This is a genomic window from Paraclostridium benzoelyticum, assembly GCF_001006285.1.
GTDB classification, from domain to species: Bacteria; Bacillota; Clostridia; order Peptostreptococcales; family Peptostreptococcaceae; genus Paraclostridium; species Paraclostridium benzoelyticum.
On record NZ_LBBT01000360.1, the window covers coordinates 1 to 21,671 of the forward strand.

The 21,671-nt window shown below is 27.7% G+C and carries 22 protein-coding genes; 21 read left to right on the top strand and 1 reads right to left on the bottom strand.

The window, feature by feature from the left end; all coding sequences use genetic code 11:
* Positions 1 to 318: 318 nt before the first annotated feature.
* The 3 genes from VN21_RS17255 to VN21_RS17265 all read left to right on the top strand — a co-directional run bounded on the left by VN21_RS17255 (position 319) and on the right by VN21_RS17265 (position 3,469).
* Positions 319 to 660 (top strand): hypothetical protein, encoded by a 342-nt coding sequence (locus VN21_RS17255; RefSeq protein WP_046824357.1) that lies wholly within the window; start codon positions 319 to 321, stop codon positions 658 to 660.
* A 21-nt stretch (positions 661 to 681) separates the two neighbouring features.
* Positions 682 to 1,797 carry a hypothetical protein gene (locus tag VN21_RS17260; RefSeq protein ID WP_046824358.1) on the top strand — a complete coding sequence of 372 codons (1,116 nt, stop codon included), beginning with the start codon at positions 682 to 684 and terminating at the stop codon, positions 1,795 to 1,797.
* A gap of 148 nt (positions 1,798 to 1,945) precedes the next feature.
* Positions 1,946 to 3,469 carry a YfcC family protein gene (locus tag VN21_RS17265; RefSeq protein WP_046824359.1) on the top strand — a complete coding sequence of 508 codons (1,524 nt, stop codon included), beginning with the start codon at positions 1,946 to 1,948 and terminating at the stop codon, positions 3,467 to 3,469.
* A gap of 60 nt (positions 3,470 to 3,529) precedes the next feature.
* Here the strand turns inward: VN21_RS17265 and VN21_RS17270 are convergent, their stop codons facing one another.
* Complete coding sequence (locus VN21_RS17270) at positions 3,530 to 4,630, bottom strand: tyrosine-type recombinase/integrase (protein ID WP_046824360.1); 1,101 nt, start codon at positions 4,628 to 4,630, stop codon at positions 3,530 to 3,532.
* 119 nt (positions 4,631 to 4,749) lie between these two features.
* Between VN21_RS17270 and VN21_RS18965 the strand changes: the two genes are divergently transcribed.
* The 18 genes from VN21_RS18965 (at position 4,750) to VN21_RS17355 (ending at position 21,649) form a co-directional block, all read left to right on the top strand.
* Positions 4,750 to 5,070 carry a BRO-N domain-containing protein gene (locus tag VN21_RS18965; RefSeq protein ID WP_046824361.1) on the top strand — a complete coding sequence of 107 codons (321 nt, stop codon included), beginning with the start codon at positions 4,750 to 4,752 and terminating at the stop codon, positions 5,068 to 5,070.
* Between the two features lie 130 nt (positions 5,071 to 5,200).
* Positions 5,201 to 5,374, top strand: coding sequence for an AbrB/MazE/SpoVT family DNA-binding domain-containing protein (locus VN21_RS17280; RefSeq protein WP_046824362.1), 174 nt, complete (start codon positions 5,201 to 5,203; stop codon positions 5,372 to 5,374).
* A 158-nt stretch (positions 5,375 to 5,532) separates the two neighbouring features.
* The gene (locus VN21_RS17285) at positions 5,533 to 5,823 is read left to right on the top strand and encodes a hypothetical protein (RefSeq protein WP_046824363.1); all 291 of its coding nucleotides are present in this window, start codon (positions 5,533 to 5,535) and stop codon (positions 5,821 to 5,823) included.
* A gap of 413 nt (positions 5,824 to 6,236) precedes the next feature.
* Entirely contained in the window at positions 6,237 to 9,506 is a 3,270-nt protein-coding gene (locus VN21_RS17290) for an RNA dependent RNA polymerase (RefSeq protein ID WP_046824364.1), read from the top strand.
* 114 nt (positions 9,507 to 9,620) lie between these two features.
* Entirely contained in the window at positions 9,621 to 9,797 is a 177-nt protein-coding gene (locus tag VN21_RS18800; protein ID WP_161794424.1) for a hypothetical protein, read from the top strand.
* A gap of 33 nt (positions 9,798 to 9,830) precedes the next feature.
* Complete coding sequence (locus VN21_RS17295; protein WP_046824365.1) at positions 9,831 to 11,612, top strand: DEAD/DEAH box helicase family protein; 1,782 nt, start codon at positions 9,831 to 9,833, stop codon at positions 11,610 to 11,612.
* 269 nt (positions 11,613 to 11,881) lie between these two features.
* Positions 11,882 to 12,097: a hypothetical protein gene (locus tag VN21_RS17300; protein ID WP_046824366.1), complete on the top strand. Its 216-nt coding sequence runs from the start codon at positions 11,882 to 11,884 to the stop codon at positions 12,095 to 12,097.
* Positions 12,078 to 12,464: a hypothetical protein gene (locus VN21_RS17305; RefSeq protein ID WP_046824367.1), complete on the top strand. Its 387-nt coding sequence runs from the start codon at positions 12,078 to 12,080 to the stop codon at positions 12,462 to 12,464. Before VN21_RS17300 ends, VN21_RS17305 begins: the two co-directional genes overlap by 20 nt.
* 431 nt (positions 12,465 to 12,895) lie before the next feature.
* Entirely contained in the window at positions 12,896 to 13,738 is an 843-nt protein-coding gene (locus VN21_RS18805) for a phage antirepressor KilAC domain-containing protein (RefSeq protein ID WP_046824368.1), read from the top strand.
* Positions 13,739 to 14,008: 270 nt separating this feature from the next.
* Positions 14,009 to 14,302 (top strand): hypothetical protein, encoded by a 294-nt coding sequence (locus tag VN21_RS17315; protein WP_021433032.1) that lies wholly within the window; start codon positions 14,009 to 14,011, stop codon positions 14,300 to 14,302.
* Entirely contained in the window at positions 14,303 to 14,671 is a 369-nt protein-coding gene (locus VN21_RS17320) for a hypothetical protein (RefSeq protein WP_046824369.1), read from the top strand.
* Positions 14,655 to 15,440 (top strand): BppU family phage baseplate upper protein, encoded by a 786-nt coding sequence (locus VN21_RS17325; protein ID WP_046824370.1) that lies wholly within the window; start codon positions 14,655 to 14,657, stop codon positions 15,438 to 15,440. Before VN21_RS17320 ends, VN21_RS17325 begins: the two co-directional genes overlap by 17 nt.
* A gap of 28 nt (positions 15,441 to 15,468) precedes the next feature.
* Entirely contained in the window at positions 15,469 to 15,885 is a 417-nt protein-coding gene (locus VN21_RS17330; RefSeq protein WP_046824371.1) for a phBC6A51 family helix-turn-helix protein, read from the top strand.
* Positions 15,886 to 16,184: 299 nt separating this feature from the next.
* Positions 16,185 to 17,903 (top strand): phage terminase large subunit family protein, encoded by a 1,719-nt coding sequence (locus VN21_RS17335; protein WP_046824372.1) that lies wholly within the window; start codon positions 16,185 to 16,187, stop codon positions 17,901 to 17,903.
* A 37-nt stretch (positions 17,904 to 17,940) separates the two neighbouring features.
* Positions 17,941 to 19,203 carry a phage portal protein gene (locus tag VN21_RS17340; RefSeq protein ID WP_046824373.1) on the top strand — a complete coding sequence of 421 codons (1,263 nt, stop codon included), beginning with the start codon at positions 17,941 to 17,943 and terminating at the stop codon, positions 19,201 to 19,203.
* The gene (locus VN21_RS17345; protein ID WP_046824374.1) at positions 19,196 to 20,068 is read left to right on the top strand and encodes a minor capsid protein; all 873 of its coding nucleotides are present in this window, start codon (positions 19,196 to 19,198) and stop codon (positions 20,066 to 20,068) included. The genes VN21_RS17340 and VN21_RS17345 overlap by 8 nt, the downstream gene beginning before the upstream one ends.
* Before the next feature lie 114 nt (positions 20,069 to 20,182).
* On the top strand, positions 20,183 to 20,740 hold the full coding sequence (locus VN21_RS17350; RefSeq protein ID WP_052952140.1) for a DUF4355 domain-containing protein: 558 nt from the start codon (positions 20,183 to 20,185) through the stop codon (positions 20,738 to 20,740).
* Between the two features lie 129 nt (positions 20,741 to 20,869).
* Positions 20,870 to 21,649, top strand: a complete 780-nt coding sequence (locus VN21_RS17355; protein ID WP_046824375.1) for a phage major capsid protein — start codon at positions 20,870 to 20,872, stop codon at positions 21,647 to 21,649.
* Positions 21,650 to 21,671: the final 22 nt, after the last annotated feature.

Sequence of the window (21,671 nt, forward strand, 5' to 3'; positions counted from 1 at the left end):
ACATTTGAATATAAATATATAAATGATTTAAATTATTTAACTAATAAAATATATTCTGTTATTAAATTAAAAATTTAGCATAAACATATAGTATAGGAAGAAAAACTTCCATGTCAAAAAATATAAATTTAATATTGAGATACACAGTAAAATACCAGATATTAATTGCTGGTATTTTTTTCTTTTTTTATTCAAAAATTTATATGAATATTCATAGTATAAAATGAATTATATTGATTGAAAAAGAGAAAAAATGTGTATATAATTAAATGATTATATCAGATAAAATAGTTATTTATATAAAGGGGAGAGTTAATTTTGAGTGGAAATGTTTTTTTGAAATTTAAAGATTTAATAATGGATAAAGTATTTAATATATATAAGCAGTATATACCAGAACACATATTGGTAAAAGGTTTAGAAAAAGAAGATATAGTTGTTTTAGCAGAACAACTATTAAATATAAATTATACACTACCAAAGCTTTTTAGAGAAAGAATAGAGTACGTTGATAAAATACATGATAGACATAAGCCTAATGAAATAATTTATGAGTTATTTGATAAAAACGAACAAGTTATTTTATTATTATCTAAAAATTTAAAGAATAATGATACTAGTATAAAATGGGTAGATAAGTTATGGTTATACTCAGTATAAATTTGGAGGTTGGATAAAAAGTTGAAAAGAAAAATAATAGTTTTAAGTTTAACAGCACTACTGTCAATGGCAGTAGTTGGTTGTTCTGCAACAAAAAATGAAAATATTAAAAAGAGTATAGATGGTGTTGGTTCTCAATTAAATAAAATAAACAATAAAGATGCTGATGGTTTAACATATGAACAAGCTCAAGATTTAATGAAAAAAATAAACTCAGAATTATCAGAGTTTAAACCTCAGTTAACTCCAGATAATCAAACTATAATTTTAAATTTAGCAACACGAGAAGTATCGGATAAAATAGAACAAGAGTATATAATGATAAATACTATAGCTAATAAAAAAAATTATACCATTCAAATTGAAGGTAATATATTTAAAAATGAAGCCGGAAATGTAGCTAAAAATGATGCATCAGTACATGCGCTATATGATTTGTTAACAGCTACGAAAAATATAAATAATATAAGTTTATCAAAATGTATGGATGTATTAAATAACAGTGAAATAAATAATGAAAATCTAAATAAAACACTAAAATCATTTGATAATGTAGATTTTGATTTTACAAAAAAAGAAATACACTTTAAACTTGAAAAAGTATATAAAAGAATAGAATCAGCTTCAAAGAATAGAAAAATAACATATGAAAATTATAAAAACGAAAGAACAACTTTAAAGGAAAGCCTTAAAAAATACACTGAAGATTTTGCAAAGTCTAATAATTTAAAGACAATTATAAGTCAAAAAACTTCAGAAAAAAATAATATAAATAGTTTTGGAATAAAAGATGATAATAATTTAGCTCAATCCATAACTTTGGGTACAGATATATCTAGTTTAAATTCAAAAACAATTACTAATATGTACGAGTTTAAAGTTCCTACCAATAATGGAGATCCTAAAAGCTTACAATTAAGTAAAGATTTTTTGGTTGGAGCTATAAGAATTATAAATTCAACGACGAATTCAGATATAAATTATGGAGAAATAGAAGATGTTATAAAATCAAATAATATAAGATCTAAGTATTTAGACATAAACTCAAATTTCGAAACTTTTTTTGAATACTCAGGAAGCTTAGAAAAATCATTAAATAATAACAATTACACATTTACTGAAAAAATAGAAATATAAAAACAACCACTTTCAATATAGGGTGGTTGTTTTTATATTTAGAATTACTAGGAAAATATTTGAAAAATTCAGAAATAAAATTAGGTTATTTAAAAATTATCAAAGTAGTGATATTATCTTATTAATAAGAAAAAAAGGAGGTAATTTTATGAAGAACAAGAAAAAGTTTTCATTTCCTACAGCGTATACTGTAATTCTAATTGTAATGCTTGTAGTTATGGGGTTAACTTACATAATACCATCAGGAAAATATGCAAAACTTAGCTATGACACTAATAGCTCAAAATTTATTGTAGAGCTTCCAAATGGAGAGTCTAATCAATATGCAGGAACTCAGGAAACACTAAATAAATTAGGAGTAAATGTAAACTTAAAACAGTTTACTAGTGGAGCTATTTCAAAGCCGGTTGCAATACCAAATACATATGAAGAATTAGGAAAAGAAAAAACAACAATATTTGGGGCTATAACAACATTTTTAAAAGCTCCGATACAAGGGTTATATGATTCTATTGATATAATAGCTTTCGTATTAGTTATAGGGGGATTAGTTGGAGTTATAAATAGTACAGGAGCATTTACAGCAGGGATAAATGCACTATCTAAAGCATTAAAAGGAAAAGAAAAATGGATGATTGTAATTATAGCATCTCTTGTTGCTCTAGGAGGAACTACATTTGGATTGGCAGAAGAAACAATAGCCTTTTATCCTATAGTAGTACCTATATTCATAGCTGCTGGATATGATGCTATAGTTGCCATCGCTACAATTTTCTTAGGGTCATGTATAGGGACAATGGCAGCTACAGTAAATCCATTCTCAACTATAATAGCTTCTAATATAGCAGGTGTAAGTTTTACACAAGGTATGCCACTTAGAATTTTAGCATTAGTTATAGCTCTTGCAGTTACTTTAATATACATAATAAGATATGGAGAAAAAGTGAAGAAAGATCCTACACAATCTTTAATCTATGCTCAAAAAGAGGAAATAGAGAAAAGGTTTTTAGCTAGCGAAAGTGGAGATGCTGAAGTAGAATTTACATTTAGAAAAAAATTAATGTTATTAATATTTGGTTTATCTTTCATAGTAATGATTTATGGAGTTAAAGAATTAGGATGGTGGTTCATGGAAATGACAGCACTATTCTTTGCAGTAACATTTATAATGGTTCCATTATCAAAACAAAAAGAAAGTGAATTTGTATCAAACTTCGTACAAGGAGCAGCTGATTTATTAGGAGTAGCACTTATTGTAGCACTTGCTAGAGGAGTTACAATTATAATGGACGGAGGACTTATAAGTGATACTATATTATATTCATTAAGTACTGTCGTATCAAGTATGAGTGGAATAGCATTCTCTGGAGTAATGTATTTAGTTTATATAGTTTTAGGATTCTTTATAAATTCATCTTCAGGACTTGCGGTTTTATCAATGCCTATAATGGCACCTTTAGCTGATGTAGTAGGTGTCAACAGAGATATAATAGTAACAGCTTATATGTTTGGTCAAGGTTTAATTGGTATAATAACACCAACTGGTTTAATATTAGCATCGCTTGCTATGGTAAATGTGACTTATGACAAATGGTTGAAGTTTGTTATGCCACTTGTTGGAATGATAATGGTACTATCAATAGCATTGCTTTGTATAGGATCATTTATATAAAGTCATTAGCCTGTCACCATTTAGTCACCATAATTTTATGGTGGCTATTTTTTTATTTAATTATACTGTATATCTTTCAAATAAATCAACAGTTTCTTTTTCTAGCTTTAACGTATTATGAGTATAGGTATCTAGTGTTATTTGGGTGCTAGAATGTCCTAATCTCTCTGAAATTGATTTTATATTTGCCCCACTTTCTAAAAGTAAGGTGGCGTGTAGGTGTCTAAGCATATGAAAGTTAAATTTAATATTTAAATTGTTTTTGATATATTTATTCAAATATCCCATATTCTTTCTAGTCATAACATTACCTTTTATACTACAACAAACAAACTCTTTATAACCATATTCTGATAATTGTCTATCTTTATAGTTTTTTAATATATTACATAAAGTTTCACCTATATAGATACTTCTAATTGAGTTTTTAGTTTTTGGATCAGTTAAAAAATACTCTCCTGATGGCTTAGTTGTTAATGTGTACTTTACGTGTATTATTCTATTTTCTAAATCAACATTATCCCATTTTAAAGCTAGTATTTCACCGCACCTCATACCAGTATAAAATCCTATTGATAGAGGAATATAATAATAGTCTTTATGCCTAATGTCATTAATTATACATTTAAAATCATCAATAGATATTATTTCCATATGTTTATTATTGAACTTAAAATTAACTGAAACATCTGAAACTGGATTATAGGGTATATACTTATTAACTTTGCATGCGTGTCTTAAAGACATATTTAAAAGATTCTTAATAGAAATAAGATAGTTTTTACTGTAGCCTTCATTATACTTTCCGTTCAAATAATTTTGTAATATAGAAGAGTTTAATTTATTTAACTTGTAAAAACCTAAGTCTTTTTTTATGTGTACCTCTATAATTTTTTTATATAAGTATTGAGTGCTATATTTAGTATTAAGCATTATGTAATTATCATAGAAATAATCTAAATAGTCACTATAATAAGGCACTTTATTGTCAGCAACTAACCCTTGCTCGTATAAAGATATAGCCTCTCTCAATGCTTTTGTTGCTTCGGATTTAGTTTTAAAACCGCCTTTAGTTTTCTTCTTACGCTTACTATCAATAATGCCCATGTCAAAATAGTATTCCCATTTTCCTGAGTTTCTTTTCCTAACACTTCCTTTCATTTCATCACCTCCAGGTTAATATAACATATCAATATAATTTTATACAACAAGAAAAATATAGAGGATTCTAGGCGTTTATGTAGAATTAAGTATTAAAATAAATTTTGGGGGATTGGTATATGGAGTATAAAGTAAATATAAACTTTGTAGATGGTAGCGAGACGAATGGTTTATGCAATGTAAATCATCTTTTTAAGGATTGTGTTCAAGCTGGAAGTATGATGGTTGAAAAACAGTGGATAGAAAACTCTAATGCAAGTCAGATGGTCAGAAATATTGATGAAGATGAAAAAATTAAAGAGGTTACCCCTATATATAATGTATATAACGGTCAATATGAAAATCAAGAGTGTTTATTTTTAACGGAAGATGGGTTGTATGAAGTATTGATGCAAGTAAAAACGATACGATATAGCACAGTTACAACCTATATAAAGTGAAAGGGATAGTTAAATTGACTATCTTTTTTTATGTGTAAAAATATGTCGATATTTATGTTATGAAAGTTAGGGGAAATATATTGACGTAACGTCACAATGATAGTATTATATAATTAAGAGGTGAACATAAATGAAAGAAAGCAGAGACTTGAAGGTAACTTTTAATAAAGGTGGTTCAGGAAGTATGTCATCTAGAATAACATTGCCTATTTCTTGGATTAGAGATCAATTAGGAATTACACCAGAAGAAAGAGATGTTGAAGTTACACTAGAGGATGATAAGATAATCATCAAGAAAAAGTAAAACAGTCCCTACTCGAAAGGGTGGGGAAATCACACCTCAATAAAAATACCAAAAAAGAAAAAAGGCACTACAGTTATATAACTTATAGCACCTACCTCGCAAGTAGATTATAAGCTATAGACTCTGTAGATGTCAACAAAAACAGGGGGAAGAAAAATATGAGTAACACTATAAAAAAGTTTATGAAGGATAAATTAAAAGAAGTTGGAGATGAAGCATTAGATTTTATTAACTTGATAGACAAATTAGAAGAATTAGAAGAGGTTTATAGTATTAAATATGAAACAGTAAATATTTACTATACAATAGGTAGATTTATTTTGAAAACTGGAGAACAAGAGTTTCAAGTTTTACTACAATACGAACCTAGATTTTATGATTATGATGACAAAGATTTAGAGTGGCTACCAAATTTAGTAGTAAATGAATATAAAATAAAAATAGCATAAAGCTTTTAAAATGCTAGTATTTCAACGGTTGTACATGGCGGACAACGATATATAACAGAATCTCAATGTAAAGATTGTATAAGTAAAATCCGATAAAAATAACCACGATATAGAACGATTATAAGGTATATATAGTGAAGGGGCAAAATAAGTTGTGAAATTCTTTGGTTATAACCTATATATAGTGAAGGAGGTAAGTTAGTGGTGTCCAAAAATAACCATGAATACACTAGGTTATAGGGTATATATATTGATGCAAGTAAAATAGTTGCCATATATCGTCACCTATAAGGTATATAGTGAAGGTGGGGAAAAAACGATACGATATAGAACCGTTACAGGGTATATAAAGTGAAAGGGTGTCGTAGAATACAACGGCTATTAAATATAAAAATAATTTGGAGGTAAGAATATTGGAACAAATAAAAATTAGGGAAGTATATCAAAAAGATAGGAAGTTTGAATTGAAAACGGATGTAAATGCTGAGGGAACTATTACATTAGGGCGTAACTTCATGTTAGATATATTTGAAATCTATATGAGCAATGAATTAAACAAACAAGAGTACAGATTAGGGGAAAACATAGAAGAAATTATAAAAGTACACATACCTCAAAGCGACGATGATGCTTTAGATGTATTGGAAAACGGTATAGATTTTGATAACAATCATTATGTTTATCTATGTACAAGTGCGGGATTAATGAAAAAAGCAGATATGGAATTTAAAACTGAATCAGAAGCATTTTTTATAGAAGATACATACAAAGAATTTAAAGATGTATTTGAAGATGTAATTTCGTTAGGAAATATAGAAAAGAAAAAGGGTACTGAACTATGTATAAATAAAGATATAATAGCTAGAATATCTTTGGCGCTATCATCTGGTGAAAAAGTACATTTACCAGGGATAAAAAGGATAATATTACCTGAAATGACTTATAAGTTTGCAAATAATTACTTACAGTTTCCCTCAAAGACAGTTAAGAATGAAAATGGCAAAGAAATAGATGTATTAGACTTAGATAAAGTTAAATTAGCGTATGAGGCAGGAGATAAAAATGCAGCATTAGAAAGATTTACAATAGAAGATCAAAAAGAAGATCCCATAACTCATATAGCTATGGATGGAAGTGGGTTTATAAGTCCTGAATTAATAAATAAAATAAAGAAACAATTAAATGATAAACATAAAGCAAATATAGACTACTCTTTAAGTTGGATAGGTATAAGAGAATCAGGATTGCAAAGTAAAGGCTTATTAATTAAGTTTGACTTCAAAAAATATTTAAGAGAAGAACATGGATTAAAGGAATTATATATAGCTGATAGATGGGGTAAAAAACACGATATTTTTAAAGTAGATATAATTATGAATGAATCTCAGTGCAAATGGGCTAAATGGTTCGATAGTTATGAGGAATATGAAAAATCAATAAATGAATTTGCTAATAAAGATGAAAGATATAAAGAATTATTTGAGAGCTTATACATAATTAAATATTCAAAAGAAAAAGCTGACAATGTATGTGAAAGTAACTATCAAGTAATAGGTAACTTAGCTTTAACTGCTGATGAATTAAATAAAATAGCTGAAGAAAGTGAAGATATATACAAGAAAGCTATTGAAGGAGATTTAGCTACAAGAAGAATATTAATGGGTGATATAGCAAGAGAAAATCAAACTGAATTATCTGCTAGTACAAAAGCTCATAGACTTTTGCAACATGATGAAAAATTCAATGAAACTAAAATGATTAAAAATGTAGTAGATAACTTAATTAATAAAAAAATCCACATGTTAGCAGGCGCAAGCATTTACCTAAATAATAGCAATTATAAAACAGCTATGAAAGATCCGATTAGTTATATAGATTCACTTATAGAACCCAAATATGATGATAAAGGTAATTTACTAGGAAAAATATCTAAAAATGGACTAAAAGAAAATACTAACTATGTACCAGGTGAAATAGGTAAGCTCGTATTAGCCAGATGTCCTTTAAACAGTCCTGGAGAAAATATAAAAACCGAGTTGGCACAGAATAAATTACTAGATAAATACTTTGGGCATCTAAGTAATGATATAATTTTCTATGCTTTCGATGACAATATGATGAGGCAAAGTGGGATGGATGAAGACCTAGATATAACTTTATGTATAGATAATGATATAATATACAACTCAGTAATAGAAGATGTAATAGATGGTACTATATGGCACTTTAGAAATCAATTCGACGGTGGTTCTAATAAGGAAATATACACTGATGAAAACTTATATCAAGCAATAGTAGAAGGTAGAGGAAATAAAATAGGGGAATTGAGCAACGTAGGATCAATATGTAGTAACCGTATGCATAAACAACTTCCAGAATGGAGATGTGAGAATGTACTAATGTCCGAATTTGGAATAAGAGAAACTTTATATAATAAATATAAAGATATGGAAGGAATAAATGAAAAGGATATACATAAATTTACCGAAAGAGACTACCAGTTAGGAATATCTAAATGTGAGAAAGAACCTTATGATATAGAAGATCATAGACAGAATGTATTAAATAACTTCAAAAATGAAAAGGTAAATTTATATTTCCTTCTTTATGCTCAAATGAAAGCTATTGATAGTCCAAAAACAGGATTAAAAATAGATGAAGAATTAAAGTTTATAGATGAATACATTAAAAATAAAGGTGAATTAAAGCCTAGATTTGTATACCACGCAAAATATAAGAAGTTAGATAAAACTGTTGAATATAGAAATACTCAAGACTCTAATACACTATTAAATAACTTTGCAAGAAGAATAAATGAAAAATATGGATATAAAGCCAGAGAACTTTATGATAAAAAGTATAGAGATAGATATTTAATAGAGCTATTACAAGAAATAAATGCAGAGGTACCGGATGAATTAAAAGAGAAATTAACTAAATTAAATAATGATTGGCATGAAGAGAGAGCAAAACTAGAGGAGTCTATAACACTAGCAGAATTAAGTGAAACTAAAAAAACAGATATAAGATATAAAGTCGATAAAGAGTTTAAAGAAAATACAGATGATGAATTTAATAGATGTGTTTTTGAAAGAAAACCTAAAGTGGCTAAGATAGAGTTAGATATACAAAAAAGATATGAAAATGAAATAAAAGGGCATTACACAAAAAAAGAAATATTAAGAGCTGCTGGAGATGTTAAAGGAAATAAGAAGGATGAATTTGGAAATAAAGTTAATATAACATCAACTTTTATAATGAAGTTTTTATTTGATGAACTAGATGCTTACTTATTAGAAAAGAATAATAAAAAAGGTAGTATATATGTTGAATGTACTAATGGAGATAATAGATTCTTATTTAAGAACTATAAGAAGACAGACATTGAACTAAAAGAGTTAACATTGGGGAAAGATCAATTAATCAATTCAGCAGTGTCTAAAAAGGTTAGTGTTATAGTAAAAACTGATATAAGGGGTATGGAGTTAAATGAAGATGTTATAGATGGATTAACACATATAGTTGTTGAAAACGGAGAAGCATTCAGGTATGAAAATGAAGATAAAACTAGAATTTCATTGGGTAAAATTTATGAAAATACAGTCGTTCCTTATGATGGAATTTATGAATTAGATTCAGTTAAATTTAAAAAGACTTATATTGAAATGTATGTAAGAGTATAGAGGGTTAGGATTAATTTCTTAGCCCTTTATTATTCTTATTGTATGCCCAGTTGCCTACGTCAACTCTGGCATATGAAAAGGGTGAACGAACAAATTTTAGGAGGTAAGGGATATATGGACAAGAAAGCGTTAATTTATATATATAACTGGGAACAAAGCAAGTTTTACATAGAGAATGGATTAGTACCAATAAAACCAGGTGTAAATGAAAGAACTGGAAATATATATATGATTTTTAATAGAGAGGAATCTCAAGAAGTATTTTCAAAGTGGTGTACAAGAAATAAGTAATTTATAAAAATTTATTATGAAGGGGTATATGTTATGAATGAAGAAAAATTATGGTTATCCGAAGCGATGAAAGATAAAAAATTAGAATATGGAGTTTTAAACTTAATAAATGCTCCTGCGGGATCTGGAAAGACTAGCTTTATATTTGATGAGTTATTAGATAATTCAACTAAATATATAGAAGAATCAGGATACAACTTTAGCTATAATTTAGATAAATGTATGATGGTATGTGATACGTCAACACTGGTAGATTCTAATTTGTTAGATGAGAAAAATAAAGGAAGAGTTAAAAAATTATCCGAAGGCGAACTAAAGAAAGCTATGAAAAATTATTCATTTGATAAACTGATAGAAAACGAATGTAAATGTGGGAAAATGCTAGTTATCACATATTCACTATTAGGAGATTTATTAAAACAGGATAATTGTAAAAAAATAATAACTGAAGATTTTAACTTAATTGTATTTGATGAGATTCACAATTTGCCAATATACGCCGATAAATTTGATAATGATAAAAATGAATATAAATATGGAACTGTAATTAAAAATATTAAGAAAATAATAGACAATAATACATTAATGGTAGGGTTAACTGCTACTTTAGTAAATACAGAATATAAGTTAGATAAGAACGGTGTTAAGAGTAAAGTTTTATTCAGAAAAGAAGAGTTGCAGAAGATTAGGAGCTATATAGAAGATAAGAAAAAATACATAAATTATGCGCCTAATATAATAAAGGAATATATATCAAGAAAAGATGAAGTGTTTGGAAAAGGAGAAAAGCTACTAATTTATACTAATTTCAACAAAACATCTAAGAAATATAAAGAATTATTTGCTAAATATGGAATTAAAGCTGAGTGGTTATGTTCTAAGAGAGCTAAGAATAAGAATGATTTAGTTATGAATAATCATCAAATCAAACTTAGAACTCAATTATTAGAAGGAAGTAGTGAAATAAATAGAGGTATTCTACCAGATGACTTAGATGTTTTAATAGTTAATGCAGCATATGAAACTGGATGGAACTTATACGATGATAGAATACAACATGTAGTAGTAGATGATGTAAAAGATTATACTTGGATACAAGCTCGTAATAGAGTGAGACATAATATAAAGGAGCTATATGTTAAATGTATATACTCTGAAGATGGATGGGGTGATGGAGTTTATAATAGGATAGGTAAAGGTAAATATGCTGAAAATATAATATTAGATAGTGAAATTTATATACCTAACTTGATAAAAGGTAAAAACGATAAATTTTTAGATAGAAAATACTTAAATAAAGAGCTATCTAAAGAAGATCGAAAAGAAATAGTAGAGTTATATGGAATCAAGTATCCTAATATGACTAGAGAACCTTCGATTAAAAAAGTATTGGATTATATAGATAAATTAGGATATGTAGTGCATAAAACAAAACATTATGGAACTTGGATATTTGATATTAGAGATATAGGAGCATATATGAAAAATAATAATATTGAAAAGTATTATAAAGAATTAGATGAAGAGTATAGAAAATATATTAGTAAAGAAGATGATAAAATGAGAGGAAACGAAGAATTATATAGTTATTTAGATGAAATAGTAGGTATCTTATTATTTGAAGAACAACAAGATGAACTAAAGAATAAATTTATGGAGTGTGGGTTGAAATCTAAGACTTTAGGATTTAATACTTTAACTGGATACTGTAAAGATGAAAATTTACCATTTGAAATAACAAATAATGATGCTAAAAGAGTTAAGAGACAAGGGAAAAAGCATACCGTTTGGAAAGTGATTAAAAGAATAGGGTAGTAAAATAAATAGAGGGGACACTTTTAGGGCTAAATATTGGGAAAAAGTGTATTACTATATATATTAATATAGAAATGCAAGATATCCCAAAAAATAGGATTAAAAGTGTCCCCCTTTAAATTAAAATAAAAAATTTTCGCTAAGAACCTTGATTTTTAGGTTCGTGCGAGGGTGGAAACAGGTTTATCGTTTACGCCCAAAAGAAGATAAGGAACTCATAATAGGGTTCTTTTTTTATGTAAAAATTTAATTGAAAGAAGGTAGAAATTATGAAAATAGATTTAATATTAGCACAAGAATATATAAGTAAATTTAGAGATGAAGTAACTGAAATAGAAAATGCTGTAGATGAGTTAATAGAAGACTATTATTTGGCCGAGGAAGAAAAAGATATTAGAGTAGAGGCTTTTATAATATCTAAAATGAAAGAAGATGGACTTGAATTTGAATTGGAGGATGATGAAGATGAATTTATTGACTTCTAATTTAGATTGGTTTGAGACTGAAATTAAAGGAAAACAAGTATATATATTAAGTTTCGATATAGATCATGATTTATATTTAATAAAGTTTAATAATCATAAAGTATTTAAGGTTAATAAAAAAAGTAATGAACTAACTTTAGAGTTTAGTGATGAAGACATAGATAATCTATTAAATGGTATAGAAGATTATTGTAAGAAAAATGGAGTTAAGAGTTTTTATAAAGATGCTGATTGGAAAAGGTATAGATTGAGTTATAGACAACAAGAGGTGGCTAATAAGCTAGGAGTTAAATTTAAGACAAGTGGTGAATTTAATAAATATTTAAGTATATTAAAATGCAATAATTTAATGAATGAATTAATATAGTGTGCTTGCTTTTGCTACCGCAGCTACGCACATGAAAAAGGTGAACGAGAAGACTATATTTCCTTTGTATAGTTTTTCAGCAAATTTTTGACATTGACTAGGATTGATATATGTATTGATTCTAGTCCTCCAATTTTTCTATATGATTTAAAAACAGCATAACATCTTATTTTTATTTTTCATATTTCTAACCTCCTTTTTATTTATATAGTGAGTTGATGACTCTCAGACGGGCTAAAAGTCTAGAAATAAGGTGGTAGCGGTATCAACTTTTTTCGATTTGTTATGTTGTTTTTAAATGATGTAGAAAACATACTTTTTACTCATTTTTAATCTCCCTTTATATAGTTTTGCTAGGTTTCTATCCAAAAAATCTAGTACCAATTCAAAATAATAGTCCAAGAGACTTTAAAATGTGAGGTATAGATAATATGAAAAGAGATTTAAAAGTTACAGGAACAACAGAAATTTTAGGAATTGAAGTACCAGTAATAGAAGGTGGATTTGGAAGTAATCAAAAGGTTATGCTATCAAAGACAATAGCAGAAATACATGATACAGAAGTTAAGCATATCAATGAATTAATAAATAGCAATATTGATGAGTTTGAAGAAGGTGTAGACATAGTAGATTTAAAAGTGGTCGATACTATCGACTACAATTTAGAAAATCTAGGAATGAACAAAATGCAAATATCAAAGTCACAAAATATATACTTATTAAGCGAGCAAGGTTATATGACTTTAGTTATGCTAATGAGAACTAACAAAGCAAAAGAAATAAGAAAGCAAATTAGAAAACAATATTTTGCTATGAGGGAAATTATAAACTCTGATGAAGATTTAAAGAAAGAACTTGCATACAAGTTAATGGTTGGCGGAATAGGTTCTATAGAAGCGCATAAACAACTTGTAGCATTAGAAACTAGGCCGCTATTACAAAAAATAGAAAAAGATAAAGATAAAGTAGAATTTGCAGAAACAGTTCAGAGAAGTAATGATACAGTAGACTTTAATGCATTTTCTAAGATATTAAGCAATGAAGGTATTATAATAGGGAGAAATAAATTATTTGAGCTACTTAGAAATGAAGATGTTTTAATGACGGGAGTAAATCACAATCAGCCATATCAAAGGTATGTAAAACAAGGATACTTTAAAGTTATAGAGTATATAAAAAATGAAAAAATAGGATTCAAGACAGTTATAACAGGGAAAGGACAACAATGGCTTATAAAACTATTTAAAGACAATAAACTAAATAAGACAGCGTAGTAAAGACATTTTGAGACATAAAATAGATTCCTCCTTTAATTTATATATGAGTTTTGGTACATATCTCTTAAAAATGTACCTCCAATTACATTAATAAGTTAGAGAGAATGGCTGGTAACCATCTCTTTTTTTTGTACTTATTTGTAAAATAATTTAGATCTTATAAGGTTTGAATTATTCTATTTTTCTTGTTGTATATAGAGTTTATGTAGTTCTCTATCTAATTAAAAACTACATGCCAATCAAAATAAAAAGTGAAAGGGGTAAAATATGAATTTACAAAAAATAAAAGAAAGTATAACTAGCTTTAGTGTGCAATTTAACGGTGAAGAAAATCGAGGGATATCTTATATTTTAATGTTAGAGTCGAACGAGATGATAAGTAACTATTTTAATATTGATAAAGACACGGACTTAAACAATAAAGAATTATTAGAAGATTTAATATGTGCAGATGTAAAGAATAACTACTTAAAAGAGTTTGTAAAGAAAAATTATAGCACACTGTCAGTACTTGGTTTTATAAATGAAGATGAAAATAAGATAATGAAGGAGTTAATATAGATGCTAGAATCCAATGAAATAAGAATAACAGATAAAAATGGTAACACAACGTTACATATAGATAGCTGTGGTAATGTGACTATAAAAACAAATGAAAATAATACGGAGGTATCTAATTTTATAAATATTATCTTAGATATACAAAAGGCATTTGAAGGTAATTATTCAGCATTAGATAAGTATGGAGTAAATATATCTGAAAATCATGTTAACCATGCTACTTTTAACAAATTAACTGATAGTAAAGAGGTAATAATCTTTAGTGAAATATTAAGACAGGTAAACCCATCCGAATATTGTAAAGTGTTAAAAAAATTAGATGTAAATAAAGAAATAATAGGAGGAGAAATAGATGAGTGTATTAGATAAAGATTATAGGATTAAACTCGATATAAAATCGGGAAAAGTAGAAAGTGAAGGTATAGTATTTGCTGATAAAGATAGAAATGTATCAAATATATACATAGATTTCTTAGAAAATGGTAAAAAGGTTGATATAACTGGCTGTTCGTTTATAGCCAATATTCAAAAGCCTAATACATTAATAACTCCACAAATTTTAGATATAGTAGATGCTTCAAACGGAGTAGCTGAATTAAATCTACCTATAGAATGTACGATTGATGATGGTTATTATGAAGTAGAAATAGAAATGAAAAATGGAGAAGATATATCACATAGTAGTAAATTTAGATATACAGTTAGAGAAGCATTGTGCGGAGAAATAGATGATACTATAGTTGATGATAGTAATTACAATTTATTAATAAAGCTAGTAGATAATGTTAGAACAGTAGAAGAATGCGTACAATCGAATGAAGAAAAAAGAGTAGTTAATGAAAGTGATAGAATTAGTTCTGAGAAAGCTAGAGTAGAAGAACATGCTAATAGAATGTCTGAAATTGATAATAAGATAGTAGATATAAATAATTCTAAAGATACTTTGATTACTAATGTAGATAATAAATTAAATGAAGTTGATGATAGAGTAAATTCTGCATTAGCTCAAGATACAATTGATTTAGAAGTAAAGGATGCAAGAAGAGGTTTAGATGGTAAAGTTTACTCATGTTTAGCAGAAAGATTAAATCAAATAGAGACTAATCCTATGGTGATTTGGGAGACTGTAGAAGGATAAATTATGTAAATATGTAAGGGGTGAAAATGTGCTTACAGAAGAACAAAGATATGCTGCTGAGTTAGTAGCAAAAGGTGAAAAGATTGTTGATATTGCAAAGCTTTGTAAGGTTAGTAGACAGACTGTATATGATTGGAAAGAGAAGAAGGATTTTAAGGCCGAAGTGGACAGATTCGTCAATGATATTAAAACTAAATCAGAGAAGAGTATAGCTATGAGTTTAGAGACTTATATTAAAGAATTAGAGAAGATAGCTTTAACTGGCAAGTCAGAGAAGAATAAACTAGATGCTCTTCAATACCTGGTCAATAGAGTACTTGGAAATACTACAACTAAGACAGAGATAACTACAGACAACAATAAAGAAGATAAGAAGGAATTTGATTTAAGTATATTAGATCAAGCTATTAAAGAAGATAGCAAAGATGAAACTTATTTAAGTTAAGTAAAGTGTTATTATAATATGAATCTACTTTAAATAGTTTAACATAAGCAAAGCTATAGTTTACTTTAATAGAGTTTAATACAACTTAAATAAATAAAGTACGGAGACTCAATAGAAGAATAAAAATACACACATTGAAATTTCAACGTTTGTTTAACTATACCGAAAAACAGTATTTAGGGAATAGTTGAAATTAAAGATAAGGTGGGTACACTTCTATTTTTGAAATTGTGTATATGGCTACGATAACCTATATAAAATTTCTTAATATTTTTTAAACTGAGGGGGTGATGTAGAGTTTGATATATTATGATGGCTTAAAACTAGAAAATGATCAATACAATGTCTATATATTGAATAAATATCTATCCAAACATTATAATGAAGAAATAGCAGAATCTGCAATAAGAAATAATACTGATAGACTGGATAGTATAGCAAGATCATTAGGTGAAAGAGATATATCATTCTTCTGTTTGTACTATCTCAGAGACATATTTGTAGTTAAAGATGGAAATGAAGCTAGAGAGTTATCACCTACACACTATGAAATGTGGGATATATTAAATTCTGTATTTGTAGATGATAAAATTGATAAGCTTAATATAGTATGTCCAAGGGGTATGGCAAAGACAACGGTATGTGATTTAGCTTTATCTATTTGGCTTATAGCCTATCAGAAATCAAAGTTTATATTATTAGGAGCTAAGAAGGACGATGATGCATGTCAGTTTATAGACTCTATAAAGAAAGTATTCAAAGAAAATAAAATGATAATCAACGAGTTCGGAAAATTAATAAATTCTAAAAAATATAAGGTTAATGCAGGTGAAATAGAATTTGCAAATGGCAGTTATATAAGAGCAGTTGGATCTGCAAGCTCCGTGCGTGGTGCTAACTTTAAAGGTATAAGACCATCGACTGTTATAGCGGATGACTATCAAGATGAAAAAGATATACTCTCTGATGATTCAAGAGAGAAAAAATTTAATAGATGGTCTAAAGAAATAGAAAAAGTAGGAGATACTGCTGTTTATAGGGATGGTGAGAAAGTTAAATCTGCTACTAAGATAATATCAATAGGTACTGTATTACATAATGATTGCTTAATAAGTAGATTAAGTAGAAATAAGGATTATTATACAGTGCTTAAAAGAGCTATTGTATTAGGCCAAGATCAAACGGTCGAAGATATACTAGAAAGTCCTTTATGGTTGGAGTGTAAAAAACTTTACTTTAATGATAAAGATAGTAATGCTAAGTTTACCGCTAAAGTATTTTATGAGAATAATATAGATAAGATGAAATTTCCACTACTATGGGAAGAAAAATGGGATTGTTTTAATGATATAGCTATTTCTTATTGGGAAAACAGACAAGCATTTATGTCGGAGATGATGAACGACGCTACGAGTATAGGTGAAAAATGGTTTAAGTCTATTAGAACTCAAACTACAGAAGAAATTGAAGAACATAATTTTATTAAAACTATGCTTTGTATAGATCCAGCATCAACTCAGACTAGGCGAAGTGACTTTACTGCAATGATAGTAGGTTCATCTGCAGATAATGACTTTAAATATATTAGAGATATGACATTAAATAAGTTCACTTTTAATGAGTATTGCGAAAAGGTTATAGAATTATTAAAACAATACGAGGATATAACTCATATCTATATTGAAAAAAATACTTTCCAGGGAGCTGATGTTAATAAAATTAAAGAGTTAATAGAAAAAGAATCTGATTTAGTTAATAGAAGCTTAGAATTTATAAATGAGATGCAGCGAAAGAATAAAGATGAGAAAATATCTACGATTATAGATAATGTGAACAACGGACAAATAATATTTGCCAACAATAATAAAGAATTTACAGAACAAATATTAGAGTTTCAAGGACAAAAATATACTCTACATGATGATGCTATCGATATAGTAGCAGAATTTGCAAATAGGGTAGATAATATAGAAGTTATAGGTAAGATAAAGTTGCTAGATAGAAGTTTACTATTTTAGGAACTTATTTTTATGTTCAAAAACAGGTGGTGAATAGATGAATATAGAGTTAATAAAGAAAAATTATGATAGATGGGCGATTAAAAAATCTGATTATATTAAGGCCTATGAATATTACAAAGGCAATACAGATGCAATGAAGAATTATAAAATGATTACTGAGAGAAATAACAATAAAGCCAATACTAATTTCTTAAAAAAATTTGTAAAAGAAGAGGTAAGTTATTCAGTTGGTAATGACATTACATATATAAGTAAGTCTTCAAATGATTCTATAGTTAATGATATAGATTATTACTTAGAATGTTGGAAAGAAGATCACGATTCAATATTATCAAAAAACATGATTTTATATGGATTGGCTTACGAATTATATTATATTGCTAATAAAGAATTATATGCTAAAGTTATAAGTCCACGAAATGCATTTACTGTTAAAAATGAGAAGGATGAATTATTATATTTTGCTCATTGTTATACTTTAGAAGATAAAGACTATATAGATGTATATGATGATAAGTTTATATATCACTTAGATAGCCAATTTAATAAAGTAAAAGATCCTACTCTACATATATTTGGTATGATTCCGGTTGGATTAGCTGAATTAAGTGAAGAAGGTATAAAAGATACAATCTATAATGATATAAAAGGGTTACAAGATAGTTATGAAACTAATTTATCTGATATATCTAATGAAATAAGTGACTTTAGAACTGCATATCTGAAACTAACAGGTGTACAACTTGAAGAAGAAGATGCTAAGAAAATGAAACGATTAGGTATTATTCAAATAAAAGATAAAAATGGTAGTGCAGACTGGTTGATTAAGAATATTAATGATGCATTTATACAGAACACTTTAAATACAGTAGAAGATAAAATGTATCAGTTAACATCACATATTAATCATAATGAAAAAATGCAGTCAAATACTTCTAGTTTAGCATTAAGAAGTAGACTTATATCATTAGAAGAAAAGTGTAAGTTAAATCAGAAGGCCTTAAACAATTGTATAAAAACTAGATTAAAGGTATTATTCATTTACTTAAAGATAATGTTTAATAAAAATTATGATTATAGAGATATAAAAATTAAGTTTACTCCAAATATACCTCAAGATGACTTGATGATGGCTCAAATAATAGCGCAGTTAGGTGATAAATTATCAACTGAAACTGGATTATCTCAATTATCATTCATAGAAAATGCTAAAAATGAACTTGTAAAAATAAAATCAGAACAAGAGTCTATTATAGAAGGTAACCAATTACTAGAAGAAGATGATTTAGATGAATAATCTCTTTTTACAACTAATACTAGAAGCAAATAAATTAGGATATGAATTATCTGATATAGAGCTAAAGAAGATATATAAACTTCAAAGAGAAAATCAAGATAAATTGCTTAATGAACTAGCTTTAATAATGTTAAAGTATGATATTCATGAAGGTGTTCTAAGATTAAGTACTAAAGATAGACTACTACTTAAACAAGAATTAAATAAACTGATTAATAATTCTCTAAAAGAAGAGATTAAATTAGAAAAAGAGAATACTAGAAATATTTTAGAAATCGTTACTAAAGAAGCTTACAATTTAAGAAACTATATTTTGTCACTAGGAACTATAGCTAAAGTTTCAGTGCTCACAGAAAAAGAGTTATTGAAAATAATAAATACGGTTGTTGATGGGAAAATATGGAGTGATAGATTATGGAAGAATAAAAAACAAATAGAAAAAGATTTGAAAAGTATGATTAATGATTTCTTAAATGGAAGAATATCTGTTAACAAAATATATAGAGAAGTGAAGGGGAGTTATGGAAATAATGCTTATTGCTCTAAAAGGTTAACAGAAACAGAAATATGTAGATGTCAAGAAGCAGCTAATGAAGAATTTGCAAAACAACAAGGCATAGAATGGATGCTATTTATGGCTACCTTGGACAATAAAACATCTAAAAAATGTAGAGGATATGATGGTAAAGTATTTAAAGTAGATGATACAAACAAACCATTGCCACCATTACATCCTAATTGTAGGTCATGCATGGTATTAATACCTAGTAGAGAATGGAAACCTAAAAATAGGAGAGACAATACTACAATTGGAAAACATATTGACTATACAGATTATGAAAAATGGAAGAAAAATAACCTATAATATAAGACTGTTATAGCCGATTTAAGAGGTTTTATAAGACTGTTTGAGTATTTATACATAATAAATTGAAATTTGTATCGAAGGCTTTTTGCGTTCGGTGGAAAGGTGAAAAATATGAAAAAAAGTGAATTATTAAAATTAATAGAGAATATAGAAGAAGATGTAGATTTGATTGAAATAAAAGAAGTTAAAAGTTGGTTAGACTCTGAAAAGGATAAGCATAGCCAGAAATCAATAAAAACCGCATTAGAGAACTTTAAGAAAAATGATATGCAAAAACTAATAGATGCGGAGTTATTAAAGAGAAATCCTGCTAAAACTCCAGAACAATTAAAAATAGAAGAATTAGAAGCTAAATTTGTAGCTATAGAAAAAGAAAAAAATAGAGCAGAAATGACAGCTAAATTTAAAGATACTTTAGTCGAAAAGAATATACCATCAAAAATGATAGACTTTTTATTAGCTGATGATGAGGAAGTAACTAATGCTAATATATCTTTGTTCGAAGAATCTATGAAGTCTTATATAGATAAGAATGTAGAGGATAGAGTATCGAATACAAGTTATACTCCTCCGAGTGGAAATTCAACAGGTAGCTCATACGAAGATTTATTAAATAGTGCTGATAATATGTCAACGGAGCAAGTTATGGAAATGTTAAATAAATTTTAGTCAATAAGACCTTAAAAACAAATTAGGTCTTTTTTTTATGCCTTTAAACTTAGGAACTAAAGAAAGTTTATATTAAAAAATTAATTGAAAAGAAAGGATAGCCCAAAAGGGCTATAACGGTGAAAATTTATGGGATTCAAAAGAACATTATGGGAAGCAACAATATTAAAGCAATATAACGGAGTATCTGTGGCAGACGTTATATGTGTAAAGCCAACTGAGAAAAAAGGTGAAAAAGTAATATTCTCAACTGCTGTTGGATCAGGAGTGAAAGAGTATGCAGGTAAAGTAGAATACACAGATGCAACGACTACAGATGTAGAATTAATATTTGATAAAAAGAGGTACTTTGCGGCAACTATGTCAGACGTAGAAGCAGTTCAAACTAATTTACCAGTTTTACAAGCTACTGTAGAACAAGATTCTTTCGATATGGCAGCTCAAGTTGATGGGGACGTATTTACTAAAGCTATATCAGAAGCAGGAAAGACTATAACAGGGGGATCAATAGACAAGACTAACATATATGATTTAATAGTAGACATGGGAACTGCATTATCTAAGAATAAAGTTCCAAAGGCTAACAGATTCGTAATAGTTAACTCTGAGATATTAGGGTTATTATCTAAAGATGATAGATTCACTAGAAATCCAAATGTGCTTGAAAATGGAGTTGTTGAAGGGCAAAAAATAAATGGATTACAAGTTATATCATCAGAAGAATTACCAGGAGGAAAAATATTTGCTATGCATAAGTCAGCTTTAGGATATGACAAGATATTAGATAAGGTTGAACACTTAAGATTAGAGTCTGCTTTCAGTGAAGCTGTTAGAGGATTATGTGTATATGGTGCAAAAGTATTAAGACCAAAGGGAATAGTAGGAATGACTTATACTATAGGAGCTTAAGTGACAAAGGTAGCTGAAACGC

What these genes read in the sequence shown, in the direction of transcription:
- VN21_RS17265 (WP_046824359.1), top strand. Translation starts at nt 1,946, where the DNA reads ATGAAGAACAAGAAAAAGTTTTCATTTCCTACAGCGTATACTGTAATT.
- VN21_RS17270 (WP_046824360.1), bottom strand. Translation starts at nt 4,630, where the DNA reads ATGAAAGGAAGTGTTAGGAAAAGAAACTCAGGAAAATGGGAATACTAT.
- VN21_RS18965 (WP_046824361.1), top strand. Translation starts at nt 4,750, where the DNA reads ATGGAGTATAAAGTAAATATAAACTTTGTAGATGGTAGCGAGACGAAT.
- VN21_RS17280 (WP_046824362.1), top strand. Translation starts at nt 5,201, where the DNA reads ATGAAAGAAAGCAGAGACTTGAAGGTAACTTTTAATAAAGGTGGTTCA.
- VN21_RS17285 (WP_046824363.1), top strand. Translation starts at nt 5,533, where the DNA reads ATGAGTAACACTATAAAAAAGTTTATGAAGGATAAATTAAAAGAAGTT.
- VN21_RS18800 (WP_161794424.1), top strand. Translation starts at nt 9,621, where the DNA reads ATGGACAAGAAAGCGTTAATTTATATATATAACTGGGAACAAAGCAAG.
- VN21_RS17295 (WP_046824365.1), top strand. Translation starts at nt 9,831, where the DNA reads ATGAATGAAGAAAAATTATGGTTATCCGAAGCGATGAAAGATAAAAAA.
- VN21_RS17300 (WP_046824366.1), top strand. Translation starts at nt 11,882, where the DNA reads ATGAAAATAGATTTAATATTAGCACAAGAATATATAAGTAAATTTAGA.
- VN21_RS17305 (WP_046824367.1), top strand. Translation starts at nt 12,078, where the DNA reads ATGAATTTATTGACTTCTAATTTAGATTGGTTTGAGACTGAAATTAAA.
- VN21_RS18805 (WP_046824368.1), top strand. Translation starts at nt 12,896, where the DNA reads ATGAAAAGAGATTTAAAAGTTACAGGAACAACAGAAATTTTAGGAATT.
- VN21_RS17315 (WP_021433032.1), top strand. Translation starts at nt 14,009, where the DNA reads ATGAATTTACAAAAAATAAAAGAAAGTATAACTAGCTTTAGTGTGCAA.
- VN21_RS17320 (WP_046824369.1), top strand. Translation starts at nt 14,303, where the DNA reads ATGCTAGAATCCAATGAAATAAGAATAACAGATAAAAATGGTAACACA.
- VN21_RS17325 (WP_046824370.1), top strand. Translation starts at nt 14,655, where the DNA reads ATGAGTGTATTAGATAAAGATTATAGGATTAAACTCGATATAAAATCG.
- VN21_RS17340 (WP_046824373.1), top strand. Translation starts at nt 17,941, where the DNA reads ATGAATATAGAGTTAATAAAGAAAAATTATGATAGATGGGCGATTAAA.
- VN21_RS17345 (WP_046824374.1), top strand. Translation starts at nt 19,196, where the DNA reads ATGAATAATCTCTTTTTACAACTAATACTAGAAGCAAATAAATTAGGA.
- VN21_RS17350 (WP_052952140.1), top strand. Translation starts at nt 20,183, where the DNA reads ATGAAAAAAAGTGAATTATTAAAATTAATAGAGAATATAGAAGAAGAT.
- VN21_RS17355 (WP_046824375.1), top strand. Translation starts at nt 20,870, where the DNA reads ATGGGATTCAAAAGAACATTATGGGAAGCAACAATATTAAAGCAATAT.